The organism is Ochrobactrum sp. BTU2 (assembly GCF_024539785.1).
Lineage (GTDB): Bacteria > Pseudomonadota > Alphaproteobacteria > Rhizobiales > Rhizobiaceae > Brucella > Brucella anthropi.
On record NZ_JAHWRG010000006.1, the window covers coordinates 54,346 to 70,424 of the forward strand.

A 16,079-nucleotide genomic window follows, 5' to 3' on the forward strand; every position below is an offset into this window, starting at 1 on the left:
TAACTCCGCAATCAGCACTTTGCGCGGCTGCGCTCATCGGCAACGCGCTTCAATATCGCGGGCGCTGCCTTGGGGTAACGTTCTGGAATCTGCGCGAAGGTCGCGCAGGCGACATCGCGATTGTCCATCTTTTCAAGCGTCATGCCGAGCTTGAACATGTTTTCCGGCGCGCGTTTCGAATCGGGATAATCGCGCTGCGTATCAATGAATACCGTCGCCGCTTCCGGATAACGGCCCTGACCGTAAAGCGATTCTCCGAGCCAGAAGCGTGCTTCCGCCGTATTGGGATCAGCCGGATAACGCTTCACATGCTCGCGGAAGCCGGTTTCGGCTGCCTTGTAATCGCCCGACATCAGATACTGATAGGAAGCCTGATAGAGCGAACTGGGATTATCGTCCGTCGGAAGGGATGCAACCGTATCGCCTGCAGCATTTCCTCCCGAGGTGGCGCCGGGTGCCGCACCCGGCTGTGCCGTGCGCGGTGTGGCATCAAGCGTTTCGCCGATTACATTGCCATTGGCGTCGAACCGGATGGAACCCAGCGACTGCGGCGGCTCGCCACGTTCCGGTCCACCCTGTGCGGGTGCGTTCGAACCAATAGCCATGGAATCGGCGCCAGAAGACTGGTTGGCCGCAGTCTGCGAAGAAGCGTTGTATCCACCGTTCTGCGGGGCGCTTCCGGAAACCCCGCCAACGAGGTTTCCGTTATTGCCCTGACTGGCCCCTTGGCTGGAACCGGCATCGGCGAGCGACGTGTCGCCGCCAGCCTGCTGCACTTCCGCATCGGCGCGCTTGCCGGTTTCCAGAAACTGGAAGCGGCCTTCGTTTGCTTCCTGCATCTTCTGCATCTGGTCCTGCATTTCGAGGATCTGAAAGTTCATGGCTTCCGCACGCGCACCCAGCGCATCTGCTATCGCAGCGGGGTTGCCCATGCCCTGCGCGCAGAGATCGGCTCCCGGCGATGCTGCAGCGGGAGCCGCTTGAGCTGCACCACTGGAAGCAGGCGAGGTTACGCCATTCTTCTTTTCCAGTTCTTCAAACCGGAATTCATTGTCTTCCTGCGTCTTTTGCAGCTGATTGTCGGTGAAAGAAATCTGGGCGTCCACGTCCTCGACCTTTCCGGTCAGGTTGCGCACCAGTTCCTGCTGCAGGCCGGGACTTTGATAGCCGCCGCCCTGACCGCCGCCGCTGCCATTATCACGCATGGCGTCATCGAGAATTGCTGTCGAACCGATGCTGACATGATTCTGGGCGCCGCCACGGCCCTTCTCCAAGGCCTGAAAACGCGCTTCGTTGTCGCGCTGGATTTTCAGCATCTTGTCGCGAAGCTGCAAGATGCGCGCATAGGACTGGGCGTTTTGATGTGCCAGATTGCAGACCTGCTGCGAAAACTGATCGCCGCCGGGAACACCTGCCTGCGCGAGCTGAATCCCCCCTTGCGAAGAAACAGATGCCGCCAGAACCGGAGCACTCACCAAAAGCGGCAGCATGGCAATTGCCAGCGTCACTTTCCTCATTGGTTTCCTCATTCCCTTTTGCCCCTGCTAATTCATCCATCCGATTCACCCATCCAATTCGGGGCGAACACGATGATCGAGTGTCGCGCCTGAACAGACGCTGAACATGATTGCCGCACGATCAGCTCCGCTTTTAGAGCATTTCCCGCAAAAGTGCGAAGCGGTTTTGCGTCGGATAATGCGAAAAGCGAAGGCCTTTTGACGCTCACTATGACAAGTGCGACTTCGGCCAAAGTTTGTCGAAACGACCAAACAGGCGGTCAAAAACGAAAAAAGCGGCTCGAAAGCCGCTTTTCCGTAACACTGTCAGGTGCCCGCAGATTAGCTGCCTGCACCGTTGAGAACGGTGACGGCGCGACGGTTCTGCGACCAGCACGAGTCGGCATCGCAAACTGCGACCGGACGTTCGTTACCGTAGGAGATGGTGCGCATACGGTTGGTCGGGACGCCACGCGAAGCGAGGAAGTCGCGGGTAGCAGCTGCACGGCGCTGGCCGAGAGCAAGGTTATATTCACGCGTACCGCGTTCGTCGGCATGGCCTTCGACCGTGATCGAGTACTGCGGATAACGCTGCAGCCACTGGGCCTGCTTGGAAAGCGTCTGCTGTGCATCGGCGCGGATCAGCGAAGAATCGAGATCGAAGAAGATGCGGTCGCCAACATTGACCGTGAAGTCCTGCGAGGAACCCGGCGTTGCAGCGCCTGCACCGAGACCCAGATCACCGGCATTGTTCGGAAGGTTCTTCTTGGACGCACAACCGGCAACGGCGAGCGACATGAAAAGGGCAATAGCGATCGGGCTACGTGCAATCGACTGGATACGGCGCATGGGCCGGAGCTCCTTAAGATTTGATGTTCCTGCGTAACCATCCAATAATCATATTGAGGTTAAGACAGGCTCAAGAAGTATGGTTAATATTTTCTTGCGGCCAGATGCAACCGGCGATTTCCGGCAGCAGTTCTGGTGTTAGCCCTTGGGGGCAAAATACGGCAGAAACACGGCTTCCTGGCAATGATTGTGGCAATTTGAGCATTTCCTGCAAAAGTGCGAAGCGGTTTTGCGTGAGGATAATGCGATAAAACAAGGAGATAGAACGGTTTCCCGTTTCCGGTTGAACCGGAACCGTTCTATCCATGAAAAAGGCGCGAAACCGGAGTTTCGCGCCTTCACTTTCCATAACTATCCGCGAATCCGCTATTCGAGCAGCGGCGACCAGGCCGGATCGGATGCGAAGTTCGGCGTCTGGATCTGGCGCTCGTTGCGACCAGTCAGGTCGATGGTGAAAAGCTTCGGACCGCCTGCACCCGCCGCCTTGCGGAAGAACATCAGCACGCGACCGTTCGGAGCCCAGGTCGGGCCTTCATTGTGGAAGCCCGAGGTCAGCAGGCGTTCGCCCGAACCGTCAGTTTTCATCACACCAATGGAGAACTGGCCCTGCGACTGCTTGGTGAAGGCGATGAGATCACCGCGCGGAGACCAAACCGGCGTAGAATAGCTGCCGTCACCGGCCGAGATACGGCGCGGATTGGAGCCATCAGCACCCATGACATAGAGCTGCGGACGTCCACCACGGTCGGAGGAGAAAACAATCTGCGATCCGTCCGGTGAATAGGACGCGCTCGTATCGATCGCCTGACTGTTGGTCAGGCGCGTGGTCGAACGATTGCGCAGGTCCATCGTATAGATATTGGCACTGCCGTCGTCCTGAAGCAGGCTCATCACAACCTTCTGGCCATCGGGCGAGAAACGCGGAGCAATGGTCATGCCGGGGAAATTGCCGACGAGTTCACGCTGGCCGGTTTCGAGCTGTAGCAGATACACCTTCGGCGAACCGCCTTCGAACGACATATAGGTGACTTCCTGACGGTTCGGCGAGAAACGCGGCGTCAGCGAAATGGCGCGACCGTCGGAAATGTAACGCACATTGGCGCCGTCCTGATCCATGATGGCAAGACGCTTGACGCGCTTCTGTGCCGGGCCGGATTCATCGACGAAAACAACACGCGTATCGAAGTAGCCCTTTTCACCGGTCAGGCGTTCGTAGATCGCATCAGCGATGATATGGGCGACGCGGCGCCAGTTGTCCGGCGTGGTGAAGAACTGCTGGCCGATCATCTGCTGGCCACCGAACGTATCCCACAGGCGGAACTCAGCCTTGAGACGGCCATCCGGCTGTTTGGTGATGCGGCCCGTGACAAGCGCCTGCGCATTGATGACCTTCCAGTCCTCGAAACGCGGAGCCGCGTCCGGATTGGAGATCTTCTCGATGAAGGCGCCCTTGTCGATCGGTGCAAAAAGACCAGACCGCTCAAGATCGGCCGCGATGACCGACGTGATATTCGGCCCGAGCTGATCAGCCGAAAGGAAATCGGTGATGGCGATCGGCAACGGTTCGATCACCCCCTTGTTGATGTTGATTTCCACGACGGCGCGCGCCGGCATGGTGCAGACAAGGCTTGCGGCAATCATACACGCGAAAGCCGAAAAGACCGTCCGGATCTTTGTATTGATGATGCCGATTTTCATGTCTTCTGGGACCTCTTTGTCCTTGCAGTAAGTTGGTTGGCGACCGGAAACCCGGTCAGAACATTTCGCTCGGGTCGAAGTTGACGATCACTTCCGACCATGAATCATATTTGTCGACTGGCAGATTGTACGGCGCGCAGCGTGCGACAGCGCGCTTGGCGCTCTCGGCTGCTGCACGACCAACACCGTCACCGCCGCCGCCCGATGTCACTTCAGGGACACCCTGAATGGAGCCATCCTGATTCAGCTTCATCTTGACGGTCACGACCAGTCCCGGCGCGTCGGCCACACCGGCAGGCACGTTCCAGCATTTGGAAATCGCACCGCGCAACGCATCCATTTCGCTCTGGCTGAGCTTGGAGCCGCCAGTATTCTTCTTGCCGCCCAGCGATGCCTGATCGGTGGAACGCTTGGCTCCTCCGCCTGCCGCCTTCTGCTTATTCAGAAGGGCAGCAACCTCATCGGCAATCGCATCATTCTTCGATTTCGAAGTCTGAGCGGCGTTCTGCGTCGGCTTCTTATCTTCCGTCGGTTTGCGGTCCGGCGTCTTTGCTGTCTGCGCCTGCGGCGGCTTCGGCTTGGCGTCGGGCGCTGGCACCTTGTCCGGCAGCTTCGGCGTTTCAGCGTCAGGGGTTTCCGCCTGTTTCTCAATGGCTTCCGCCACCGGATCAGGCTTCACTTCCTGCTTTTCTTCCGGCTTAGCCTGAACTTCCGTCGCCGGAACCGGCGTCGGCTTGGTCTCAGGCTTCTGTTCCGGTTTCGGATCAGGCTTCGGTTCCGGCTTTTTTACCGGTTCCGGTTGCGCCTTGGGTTCTTCCGCCGCCTCGATTGGCTTCGCCTTTGCATCGGGCTTTGGCGGCGTCTGGGTATCGATATCCTGATCGCCAAAATTCTCGGCGTTTGGAACAGTCTGCGGTTTGGTTGTCGGCACAGGAGCCGACTTTTCCTTCATGGGCGCAGTCTTTTCGCCCTGCTGGATTTGCGTCATCGACTCGATCGGTACGATATCAACCGGGAACGATTCCGAATCCTGCACGTCGAAAGCCTTCGGCGAGGAAAACGAAACCACTGCCAGCGCGACCGCAACGGCATGCAAGGCAACAGAAGATGTCAGGCCAGCCTTCATGATGGCGTCAGCTATCCTGCTCCTGGAGGGTCACAAGGCCGATATTTTTGAAACCGGCGGCGGAAATGCGGGCCATGACTTTCATGACGGTGCCGTAATCGGCAGCCTTGTCACCACGCACGAAAATGCGCTCTTCATAGCCCGTCTTGGCGATAGCCTGGAGTTTCGGCACCACTTCATCGATCGGAATTTCGGTTTCCTGCAGGAAGATCTTGCCTTCGCTGTTAACCGAAACAGTGATCGGCTGCGTATCGGCATTCATCGCCTTGGCCTGCGTATCGGGCAGGTCAATCGGCACGCCAACCGTCAGCAGCGGCGCGGAGACCATGAAGATGATGAGGAGAACGAGCATCACGTCGACGAATGGCGTCACGTTGATTTCGCTCATCAATGCCTTCTTGCGGCCGCGCCTGCGGCGCCCGCCCGACTGCATTCCCTGATTTCCTACCGACATGCCCATTGCAAGATTCCCGAAGGCTGAAACTACTCTCGATGCTTGAAGCCGCTTAATTACGCGGCGTCAGCTTCTCATCAATTTGGCGCGACAGTATGGCGGAGAATTCATCCGCAAAACCTTCCAGCCGTCCGCCGATCTTGCCCGCATCCGCCGACAGCTTGTTGTAGGCAATAACGGCAGGAATAGCGGCGAGAAGACCGATTGCCGTTGCCAGAAGCGCTTCGGCGATACCCGGCGCCACAACGGCAAGGCTGGTGTTCTTGGAAGCGGCGATTGCCTGGAACGAGGTCATGATACCGACAACCGTACCGAACAGACCGATGAAGGGGGCTGCAGAGCCGATGGTCGCCAGAAAGCCCAGACGCGAGTCGAGCTTTTCACTTTCGCGCGCCAGCGCGACATCCATGGCCTTGTCGATACGCATCTGCAGGCCAATGGGCGAGCGAGCGCCCTTCTCGAATGATTTCTTCCATTCACGCATCGCGGCCATGAAGATGGACGCCATGCCGGTGGTACGGCGTTCGCCAAGATTGCGATAGAGTTCCTCCAGCGACTGGCCGGACCAGAACGTCTGCTCGAAGCGATCAATCGCGCGCCGTGCCCGTCCGTAAGCAATCGTCTTGTCCACGATGATAGCCCAAGTCCAGATCGAGGCGAACAGCAGGCCAAGCATAACCAGCTTGACGACCCAGTTCGCCTGCATGAACAGGCCCCAGAGGGTAACATCGGCGGCGGGGGCCGCTAACGCAACATTTTCCATCGATCTACCGTCCTCGAATCCAAACGCCCGGCCACATGACCGGGCGGTATCGCAAATCCGTTACTCAACGTCTGAAAACAGACGCTCCAAACCTGCGCAGCTTTTCAACTTGAAGCCGTACCTGCCCGACGAGCGGCCGACACTTCGCACCGCAACCGCCATTCCGGATTTCAACTTTAAATCCATCACGCGCTTGTTACGGTTAATTTTGGTGAAAGGAAGGCGCTGCGCTTCAAGCCTGCCTCTCCACCGATTCCGTCAGGGTGATTAATGGAATATTATGGTTAAAGATGCGTTAGCATTCGCCCAAATAGGTATATTTGCCGCTAGCGCATCGAATTCCGCACGAACATGCCAGTGAAGACAGTCATTGGAGCGGTCCTGGGACTCAGTTCTTGCGGTTGTTGGTGAAGGCTTCCCGCCATTCGTCGGGAATGCGGCGCGGATGACCTTCTTTGGTTATCATCACGGCCTCTACCTTCGCCTCCGACAGCAGACGCTCACCGCAGGTAATTTTCTGCGCCATGATGACCCGCGCGCCGCGAATTTCGCTGACGCGGGTTTCAATCAGAATAAGGTCATCCATCTTCGCGGGCGATTTGTAATCGATCTCCATGCGGCGAACGACCCAGACCATTTCTTCACCAAGCGCGCCCTCAGCCAATTCGATATGATGAACGTCCTGCAAACGCAGGAAATCCGTGCGTCCACGTTCGTAGAATTCCAGATAGCGACCGTGATAAACGAAGCCGGAAAAATCCGTATCGGCATAATAGATGCGCGCATAGAGCAGATGCGCGCCGTCTTTCAGTTCGCCAGACACAGCAGCCTGCGCCAATTGTTCCTGTCGTTCCATCATTCGTCTTCCATGAAGAGGCCGTATTGCGACTGCTGGATGATTTCAGCAGGCGCGGGCAATCCGAGATGCTGCCAGGCGACAGCCGTCAAGACGCGACCGCGTGGCGTGCGCTGCAGGAAACCCTGCTGGATCAGATAGGGTTCGATAATGTCTTCAATTGCGTCACGCGGCTCAGACAGGCCGGCGGCAATGGTTTCGATCCCCACCGGACCGCCGCCGAAATTGCGTGCGATAATATTGAGGTAACGCCGGTCGAGTTGATCCAGCCCGCGGTTGTCCACTTCAAGGCGTGACAGCGCCTCATCAGCGATCTTGCGATCGATGACATCGGCGCCGGCGACCAGCGCGAAATCGCGCACACGGCGCAACAACCGTCCGGCGATACGTGGTGTGCCGCGCGAACGGCGGGCGACTTCCAGCGCACCATCCGGCGAAATACCCATCTGCATGATGCGCGCACCACGCCGCACGATATATTCCAGTTCCTCAACCGTATAGAAATTGAGCCGTGTCGGAATACCGAAGCGGTCCCGCAACGGCGTCGTCAGAAGCCCGAGACGGGTCGTTGCCGCAACCAGCGTGAACTTGGCAAGATCGATCTTCACCGAGCGCGCGGCAGGCCCCTCGCCGATGATCAAGTCGAGCTGGAAATCCTCCATGGCCGGATAGAGGATTTCCTCCACTGCCGGGCTGAGACGATGGATTTCGTCGATGAACAGAACGTCGCGCTCTTCCAGATTGGTCAGCAGAGCCGCAAGATCGCCCGCCTTGGCAATAACCGGGCCGGATGTGGAACGGAAATTGACGCCCAGCTCCTTGGCCATGATCTGCGCCAGCGTCGTCTTGCCTAGACCCGGAGGGCCAACGAACAGGACGTGGTCAAGCGCCTCGCCACGCACTTTGGCGGCCTCGATAAAGACTTTCAGATTTGCGCGCGCTGCCGCTTGGCCGACAAAATCGTCAAGCGTCTGCGGGCGCAGCGTATTGTCTTCGTCTACGCGTCTGTCAGCATCAATGAGAGGGTTGCGGTCGCTCATGCCATCCTCCTCGCATGAACATATCGCTCAGGCAAGTAAATCACCGCGACAATTCCTTCAGACCCAGGCGGATGAGCTTGGCCGAATCGGCATTCTCCCCCGCTTCCTTCAAGGCCGCGGCGACGGCATTGGCGGCCTGATCACGCGAGTAGCCGAGATTGGAAAGCGCCGACACCGCATCGGCAACCGGCGCCGGAGCAGCGCCCGCGCCAAGTTCCTGCTTGAGTCCGATCGTGCCGCTCGCATCACCAGCGAAGGCAGGCGCCTTGTTCTTGAGTTCGGTCACGATGCGCTCAGCAACCTTCTTGCCGACACCCGGCGCGCGCGAAACCATAGCGATGTCGCGTAGTGCAATTGCATTGGCGAGTTCCGACGGCGACAACGTGCCGAGCACGGCGAGAGCCACCTTGGCGCCAACGCCCTGCACATTCTGCAACAGGCGGAACCATTCGCGCTCAAGCTGATTGGCAAAGCCATAAAGGCGGATCATGTCTTCGCGAACATAGGTTTCGATAAACAGGATGGCCGCCTCGCCCGCACCGCCCAGATTGCCGAGCGTGCGCGCCGAACAAAACACAACATAGCCAACACCATGCACGTCGATGACGGCATGATCCTCGGCAATTTCATCGATCACACCCTTGAGCTTACCGATCATGGCCACCTACGCGATAAGTTGTTGCAACCGGCGCGCACTTGCGATGCTTTGCCGGTGATGCGCATGACAAATGGCAATGGCAAGCGCATCGGCGGCATCGCTCGTATCGAACGATGCGCGCGGCATCAGCACTTTCACCATCATATGGATTTGCTGTTTTTCACCGTGTCCAACGCCGATTACAGCCTTCTTCACAGCATTCGGCGCATATTCGGCAACGGGCAGTCCAGCCTGCGCGGGCGCCAGCAAGGCAATGCCGCGCGCCTGACCAAGCTTGAGCGTCGCCGTTGCGTCCTTGTTGACGAAGGTGTGTTCGACCGCCGCCTCGTGCGGCATATATTCATGCAGGACTTTAGAAAGTCCTTCATGCAACTGGCAGAGGCGCGATGCGAGATCCATCTCGGCATTCGAGGTCACAGTCCCCGAACCGATGAAATGCAGTGAATTGCCCAACGATTCGACAATGCCCCAGCCGGTACGGCGCAGGCCCGGATCGATACCAATGATGCGAATCGTTTCTTTCATAAGCGAACCCTATCCTCAGACGGATTCACTTGACAGCAGAAAAGTGAACAAAAGAGAAACATGCGCCACGAAGGGCGCACATGATCAATCGTTATGAAGCGCCAAAAGCAGTTTTGAGCAATACGATCTGTTCGGAAACCGGATTGCCACGTGGAACGCCCTGCAGCGAAACCACTTCACCGTAAACTTCGCGATCCATACGGCGCACACGCGCCTGAAGGCGCATGGAACGTTCGACCAGCTCCATGAATGCTGCAGGCAGTTCGGACCAGCCTTGCGCGATTTCACCCGCCGATGGCGTATCAAGACGCACCTTGGCTTTCTCGGCTGCAACCTGCTGACGGGTCATTTCACCGTTGCGCGCCGCGCGCTGGAGCAGCAACCACGAAGCAACCTGCATCAGGCGCGTGGTCAGACGCATCGATTCGGCGGCATAGAGCGTCGCAGCCACACGCGAAAGATTGCGCGCATCCTCACGGCCTTCGCCGTCGAGATAGCTTGCCGCTTCCTCGACCATATCCATGCCTTCTGCATAGATCGGCTTGAACGAATCCGAGAAAACCATGCGCTCTGCGAGGCTGATCATATTGCTCGGCATCTGGCTCTGTTCGCTAATCACTGCTCTGCCACCTTGCATGACCGCCTGTATCGGCGGCCCATTCCGTTGCCGTATTCGTCCAGTGGGATATGCCAGACGGATACGAATGAAACCATTGAACCGCTGTTCGACCATGGGGGAGGCTGAGACGGAACAGCTGTGCTAAACAAGTCCACGATAAACTGCACCTTCATACACCGTCGCGCAAGTTTATGTTTAACATTCGGTTAACATTTTCAGAGGCTTTTGACGAAAGCTTGTAAATAGAACGGATTGGGCAGTTGTTCCGTTCCGCGCGCCTGCATGTGGAAATCGATATTCCCCCGATATGCAGCAAAAAGCGCACAAAAAAAGAGCCGCAATGGCGGCTCTCAGGAGTTTAACAGGGAGGCGTCAAACAGAGTGGCTAAACCACTCGGTAAGAATCCAGCCGAACTGGATGTAAACCATTTAACATTCTTAAGATTAATGAATGGTTAATTTCTGCGTAGCGCTGTGGATAATCTCACGCAATCCGGCACTTTTCACTCAAAGAAAAGCCGCCCGAAATGGGCGGCTGATCAGTAGTGGTTAATAGCGCTGCATCGCGGGTTTGGAGTTTGACGCAACCTGCATCTTGACGGGTTCGGCAGCAGGAACAGCGGGCTTTGCCGAAACGGGAGCCCCCTTCTTGCCCCAACCGATGGTTGGCAGCCATTCCAGATAATAGGCCAGTGCGAACTGCATCACGATGCCGGTTGCGATCAGCAAAGTGTCATAAGGCAGGCCGCCCGGGTTCACGAGCTTCATCACCTGCGCAACCATTGCCAGCAGCGTACCGGCAATGAAGACCGGCAGCGAATGCTTGCCGAGAACGGCGAGAGGATTATCCGGCGCAGTCCGGGCGATATTGTTCAGCGTCGGAACGACGGCGATGAGATAAGCAATCGCCAGCACGTGCAGCAGACGCGGACCCGACAGGAAAGTCTTGTCGAAGCCGGTAAGAACCATGGGCAAGCCCATCGACGCATCGATGCCCCAAAGCGGAATACGCACCCATGCCAGCGCCAGCACCAGATAGCCAACGGCAAGGCCGATCAGCAGCGGATGCTTCGGCAGCTCGCCACCGCGACGCACATGAATCACGCCTGCAATACCGATTGCAAACAGGAACTGCCACGACAGCGGATTGAGGAACCAGACGCCTTCGGTCGGATAATTTACCGGCGCAACGTGATAGAGGCCTGACAGGAACCAGACCGTGCCGGAAACACCGAGCATGAGCGGCAGACTGATGCGCGCCAGCAGAAGCAGGATCGGAGTCAAAACCAGCATCACGGCATACATCGACAAAATGTTGTTATAGCCGAGCTGGTGACCCATCGTGACGATGCCGAACAGCGCTTCGACCGGGTGCTTGACCAGCGGCGCGATGTTGATCTGCGTAAGCAACTCCGAACGCTTCAGGAAGATAGCGGCAGCGGCGAAAATGGCGATGGTCGCCATGGTCGTCATGATGTGCGTCGTATAGAGCACACCAGCGCGGCGCCACATTTTCAGCGACAGAAGCAGGCGATTGCCGGGAGCGAATTTAGATCCATAGGCAAGCGCCACGGCCATGCCGGAAATCAGCACGAAAGCTTCAGCCGAATCGGAGAAGCCCAGATTCTTGTGCGTGAAATGCTCGTAGATCGTGCCGGGCACATGGTTGATGAAGATCGTTAGCAGCGCGAGCGCACGAAACACGTCGATGCGCGTGTCGCGCATTTTCGTCGGTTGTGCGGGCATCGCTTCTCTAGCGGTCGCAATATTCATTTACCAGCCTGCCTATCTTTGAAGGAAAGTGCCTGCACTTGGGATTGCGAGCCTTTCCACTTTTCTTCGTGTCATTCCGGATGGGTGCCGGAACAGTTTCACACGTTCTGCCGGAGCGTTCAGCGCCCGGTCTTGGTGTGGCTTATATACGCGTTAATCCCGGCAGAACCGGGTTGGTTCCGATCAACTTTCGTTCCAGTGGATAACATTATGCCAGCCCGGACAGGCGCGGGCCCGAGAAGGTTTCGCCAATGAATACTTGCCGAAGCCCGGTTGCGTCGCATAAATGCGACAAAACAAATAGATAGAGCCCCGCTTCCGTTTCCGGTAAACAGAACGCCTCTATTGCCCGAATTCCATCACGTTTTTCCCGTTAGGCTTGGCTCATGAACACGCCCGCTCACCAGACTGAAACCGAACGCTGCCGCATCGTGCTGGTTGCGCCTCCACTTGCCGACGGCGCGGCCCTCGCAAAGCTTTTGATGGCTGCACTCTCGGGCGGTGACGTTGCAAGCGTCATTCTCGACACCGGCGATCTCGACGAAGCCACTTTTCAGGCCACGGCTGAAAAGGTCATCCCCGTCATTCAGGAAAAAGGCGCCGCCGCGCTTATCCTGAACGATACGCGCATCGCGGGTCGCGTCGGTGCAGATGGCGTTCATATCGAAGGCAAGGCTGCCGATCTGGCAGATGCGATCGAAAAACATACGCCGAAGATGATCGTCGGCACCGGCAATCTGCGCGACCGCCATGGCGCAATGGAAATCGGCGAGTTGCAGCCCGATTATGTTTTCTTCGGCAAGATCGGTGCGGATAACAAGCCGGATGCCCATCCGCGCAACCTGTCGCTGGCCGAATGGTGGTCGCAGATGGTGGAAATTCCCAGCATCGCGCAAGCCGGAAGCACACTGGAAAGCATCATCCCCGCAGCCGAAACCGGCGCGGATTTCGTTGCGCTCGGTCGGGCGGTCTTCGACGCCGAAGACCCTGCAAAAGCTGTCGCGGAAGCCAACCGGCTTCTCGATGAGAACGCGCCACGCTTTGAAAACTGATCCCTTCATCAAGGTCTTGCCGATGCCCATGAAGAACAAACTTCTTCTCGCTGCCATTTTGACAATCGCGCTGCCGGTCCTGCCTGCTCTGGCAGCGGGCGAGCCGGTGCACGGTCAAAAGAACAGCCATCAGGGTGATCGTCAGGATAAGAAAGCCGACAAGCCTGCCAAGCCGGTGATGCTGCCGCAACCGGCAACGACCGAACCGATGCCCCACATCGACCCAAGCCGTTTCGGCGACAAACCGGCAGACGAGGCTTTCGGTGCATTTCAGCGTGGCCTTTATCTGACCGCTTTCAATCTGGCCAAGCCACAGGCTGAAAAGGGCGACCCAGCATCGCAGACACTCATTGCAGAAATTTATGCGCGCGGCCTTGGCATCCCCGCCAACCAGAAACTGGCGGCGGAATGGTACGAGAAAGCAGCCAATAACGGTGTTGTAGAAGCGCAGTTCCGCTATGCCGCACTTCTGCTTCAGGGCACCTACGCCAGGAAAGACCCCGTCAAGGCAGAGGAACTGATGAAGAAGGCTGCCGAGGGTGGCAATGCCATGGCGCAGTTCAACTACGGCCAGATGCTGATGGAAAAAACGCCGGGCAAGCCGGGCATCGATCTCGCCTTCCCGTGGTTCGAGAAGGCGGCCGGGGCCACGCTGGCCGATGCACAATATGCACTCAGCCAGATTTATGCCAACGGTACCCCGACCATCCCCCGCGACGACAAGAAAGCGCGCGTCTATCTCCTGCTTGCTGCCGCACAGGGTTATGATACGGCGCAGTTCGATCTGGGCCGCTGGCTGATTGAGGGCCGCGGTGGCGACCGCGACTACGAACAGGGGTTTGGCTGGATGCGTCTTGGCGCACAGCGCGGCATGGTGATGGCACAGGCCTGGCTCGCCCGCCTCTATCGCGATGGCATTGGCACAGAAGGCGATCTCGTCAAAGCAGCGGCCTGGTATATTGTTGCCCAGCGCGCCGGTTTTCGCTCACCAGACCTCAACGACATGATGGACGGACTGGCTGATGACCAGATTAAACAGGCCATAGAAACCGCCAACAATCTGCGCGTCCGCTGATTTTTGGGCGAATTTTGAGGCTGGATTGGCTCTCTTTTCGCGCTCAGGCTTGCGCCAAGCGCCTTTTTATGGTCTTGAGACGCCGATTATCGTGGTTCGAGTATAAGGCAGGTGCGCAATCTCCGGAATAATGCCGGACGGTTGCCTTTTCGTCGTCATGCGTCGAACCGCACATGGTTTCACATTTTCATTCCGGATCAAGCTCATGAAGATCAATGGTAACGAAATCCGCCCCGGCAATGTCATCGAACATGCTGGCGGCTTGTGGGTTGCGGTCAAGACCAACGCCGTCAAGCCTGGCAAGGGCGGCGCTTATAATCAGGTCGAACTGAAGAACCTCATCAACGGCACCAAGCTCAACGAACGTTTCCGCGCTGCAGAAACCGTCGAGCGCGTTCGTCTGGAACAGAAGGATTTCTCGTTCCTCTACGAACAGGGCGAAGCGCTGATCTTCATGGACACCGAATCCTACGAACAGCTTGAGCTGGCCAAGGATTTCGTCGGTGACCGTGCCGCTTTCCTTCAGGACGGCATGATGGTTACTGTCGAACTCTATGAAGAAAAGCCAATCGGTATCCGCCTTCCGGATCAGGTCACGCTTGCCATCACCGAAGCCGATCCGGTCGTCAAGGGCCAGACCGCTGCTTCGTCCTACAAGCCGGCTGTGCTTGAAAACGGTATCCGCATCCTCGTTCCGCCGTTCATCGCATCCGGCGAACGCGTGATCGTTGATACCAACGAACTGACCTACGTCAGCCGCGCTTAATACGAAAAACGAGATTTGTGGTGCCTGAATCAGGCACCACTTTATCCATGTCGCAAAGTTTGCGACCGTTCTTTCTCAGATCGCTCAATTCCTCGACCTCCACCGAATGTGTTTCGGTTCGGATGTTCGACATTCTGTTTATGATTAACTGCTTGATCCCTTTCAAAATCCACGCTTCGGGATCGTGCTTACAAGGACAATGAAATGGCCCGCTCAGCCCTTCTCAACGTTATGGTACAGGCCGCTATGAAGGCCGGCCGCAGCCTCGCTCGCGATTTTGGTGAAGTCCAGAATCTTCAGGTTTCTCTCAAGGGCCCCGGCGACTATGTCAGCCAAGCAGACCGCCGCGCCGAACAGATCATCTATACGGAATTGAGCCGCGCCCGCCCGGATTATGGCTTCCTGATGGAAGAATCCGGCGAGGTTGAATCCAAGGACGGACAGCACCGCTGGCTGATCGATCCTCTCGACGGCACCACAAATTTCCTGCACGGCATTCCAGTTTTCGCAGTCTCCATCGCTCTCGAGCGTCAGGGGCAGATCGTCGCCGGCGTCATCTACAATCCGGCCATGGATGAGCTTTACACCGCAGAACGCGGCGGTGGCGCATTCCTCAATGACCGTCGCCTGCGCGTCGCATCACGCAACAAGCTGGTCGATTCCGTTATCGGCACGGGTATCCCGCATCTGGGTCGCGGCCATCACGGGCATTATCTGGTCGAACTGCGCAATGTCATGGCCGAAACCGCAGGCATTCGCCGCATGGGCGCTGTTGCACTCGACCTCGCCTATGTTGCAGGCGGCCGTCTGGATGGTTTCTGGGAAGATGGCATGCATCCGTGGGATCTCGGCGCAGGCATTCTTATGATCCGCGAAGCCGGTGGTTTCGTCTCGGACAAGAATGGCGGTCAGGACATTTTCGGCACCAAGACCATCGTTGCAGGCAATGAAATCATTCAGAAGGCATTGCTGAAAACGATCAACAAACCGATCTAAAAAAGACCTGCTGCTTTGTCGATCCAATGGTTTGTTTCACCTGGGTCATCTCCAGCAATCTAAAAACAAGGCCGAGCGCTTAAATGGCTCGGCCTTTTTATTAATTTAGAGCGTATCTATAGAAAATTATGCTACAGTTGGCCGAGAAACTTTCCCAGAGCCTCAAGTATATTCCCAAGAATATTCCACCAATTCATGCTTAGTCCCTCTCACAAAGTTGAGTGTACGAAGCAATAATTATCAAAATTAGAAAACTTAAAAATAGCAACTTATAATTTATTTATTACCATCAATTATATAGGTATATATAAGAAATAAATTATATTAAGATCA

Annotated in this window: 17 protein-coding genes; 4 read left to right on the forward strand and 13 right to left on the reverse strand. The window is 56.9% G+C overall.

Annotation, left to right across the window (positions count from 1 at the left end):
• Window positions 1-11 precede the first annotated feature (11 nt).
• From ybgF to KWJ32_RS18830, 13 genes are all read right to left on the reverse strand, one after another.
• Complete coding sequence (ybgF, locus tag KWJ32_RS18770) at window positions 12-1,529, reverse strand: tol-pal system protein YbgF (RefSeq protein ID WP_151610306.1); 1,518 nt, start codon at window positions 1,527-1,529, stop codon at window positions 12-14.
• Window positions 1,530-1,838: 309 nt separating this feature from the next.
• Complete coding sequence (gene pal / locus KWJ32_RS18775; RefSeq protein WP_010661371.1) at window positions 1,839-2,345, reverse strand: peptidoglycan-associated lipoprotein Pal; 507 nt, start codon at window positions 2,343-2,345, stop codon at window positions 1,839-1,841.
• Between the two features lie 70 nt (window positions 2,346-2,415).
• Entirely contained in the window at window positions 2,416-2,694 is a 279-nt protein-coding gene (locus KWJ32_RS18780; RefSeq protein ID WP_125300915.1) for a hypothetical protein, read from the reverse strand.
• A gap of 17 nt (window positions 2,695-2,711) precedes the next feature.
• Window positions 2,712-4,043: a Tol-Pal system beta propeller repeat protein TolB gene (gene tolB, locus KWJ32_RS18785; protein WP_010661373.1), complete on the reverse strand. Its 1,332-nt coding sequence runs from the start codon at window positions 4,041-4,043 to the stop codon at window positions 2,712-2,714.
• A gap of 55 nt (window positions 4,044-4,098) precedes the next feature.
• Window positions 4,099-5,169 carry a hypothetical protein gene (locus KWJ32_RS18790; protein ID WP_012091337.1) on the reverse strand — a complete coding sequence of 357 codons (1,071 nt, stop codon included), beginning with the start codon at window positions 5,167-5,169 and terminating at the stop codon, window positions 4,099-4,101.
• A gap of 7 nt (window positions 5,170-5,176) precedes the next feature.
• Window positions 5,177-5,629 (reverse strand): protein TolR, encoded by a 453-nt coding sequence (tolR, locus tag KWJ32_RS18795; RefSeq protein ID WP_010661375.1) that lies wholly within the window; start codon window positions 5,627-5,629, stop codon window positions 5,177-5,179.
• Between the two features lie 46 nt (window positions 5,630-5,675).
• A complete protein-coding gene (tolQ, locus tag KWJ32_RS18800) occupies window positions 5,676-6,386 on the reverse strand; it encodes a protein TolQ (RefSeq protein ID WP_010661376.1) in 711 nt (236 codons plus the stop codon).
• Window positions 6,387-6,774: 388 nt separating this feature from the next.
• Window positions 6,775-7,245, reverse strand: a complete 471-nt coding sequence (locus KWJ32_RS18805; RefSeq protein ID WP_151610307.1) for a YbgC/FadM family acyl-CoA thioesterase — start codon at window positions 7,243-7,245, stop codon at window positions 6,775-6,777.
• On the reverse strand, window positions 7,242-8,282 hold the full coding sequence (gene ruvB / locus KWJ32_RS18810; RefSeq protein ID WP_012091335.1) for a Holliday junction branch migration DNA helicase RuvB: 1,041 nt from the start codon (window positions 8,280-8,282) through the stop codon (window positions 7,242-7,244). The genes KWJ32_RS18805 and ruvB overlap by 4 nt, the downstream gene beginning before the upstream one ends.
• 40 nt (window positions 8,283-8,322) lie before the next feature.
• Complete coding sequence (gene ruvA, locus KWJ32_RS18815; protein ID WP_125300913.1) at window positions 8,323-8,940, reverse strand: Holliday junction branch migration protein RuvA; 618 nt, start codon at window positions 8,938-8,940, stop codon at window positions 8,323-8,325.
• Window positions 8,941-8,946: 6 nt separating this feature from the next.
• Window positions 8,947-9,465 carry a crossover junction endodeoxyribonuclease RuvC gene (gene ruvC, locus KWJ32_RS18820; protein WP_010661380.1) on the reverse strand — a complete coding sequence of 173 codons (519 nt, stop codon included), beginning with the start codon at window positions 9,463-9,465 and terminating at the stop codon, window positions 8,947-8,949.
• A 91-nt stretch (window positions 9,466-9,556) separates the two neighbouring features.
• Entirely contained in the window at window positions 9,557-10,063 is a 507-nt protein-coding gene (locus tag KWJ32_RS18825) for a DUF1465 family protein (protein WP_010661381.1), read from the reverse strand.
• Between the two features lie 570 nt (window positions 10,064-10,633).
• The gene (locus KWJ32_RS18830; RefSeq protein WP_085982332.1) at window positions 10,634-11,857 is read right to left on the reverse strand and encodes an OpgC family protein; all 1,224 of its coding nucleotides are present in this window, start codon (window positions 11,855-11,857) and stop codon (window positions 10,634-10,636) included.
• Window positions 11,858-12,243: 386 nt separating this feature from the next.
• Here KWJ32_RS18830 and KWJ32_RS18835 point away from each other — a divergent pair, with 386 nt between their 5' ends.
• The 4 genes from KWJ32_RS18835 to KWJ32_RS18850 all read left to right on the forward strand — a co-directional run bounded on the left by KWJ32_RS18835 (window position 12,244) and on the right by KWJ32_RS18850 (window position 15,746).
• Entirely contained in the window at window positions 12,244-12,909 is a 666-nt protein-coding gene (locus tag KWJ32_RS18835) for a thiamine phosphate synthase (RefSeq protein ID WP_151610308.1), read from the forward strand.
• Between the two features lie 28 nt (window positions 12,910-12,937).
• Window positions 12,938-13,984, forward strand: a complete 1,047-nt coding sequence (locus KWJ32_RS18840) for a tetratricopeptide repeat protein (protein ID WP_040130061.1) — start codon at window positions 12,938-12,940, stop codon at window positions 13,982-13,984.
• A gap of 205 nt (window positions 13,985-14,189) precedes the next feature.
• Entirely contained in the window at window positions 14,190-14,750 is a 561-nt protein-coding gene (gene efp, locus KWJ32_RS18845; protein ID WP_010661385.1) for an elongation factor P, read from the forward strand.
• Window positions 14,751-14,954: 204 nt separating this feature from the next.
• Complete coding sequence (locus KWJ32_RS18850) at window positions 14,955-15,746, forward strand: inositol monophosphatase family protein (RefSeq protein ID WP_010661386.1); 792 nt, start codon at window positions 14,955-14,957, stop codon at window positions 15,744-15,746.
• Window positions 15,747-16,079: the final 333 nt, after the last annotated feature.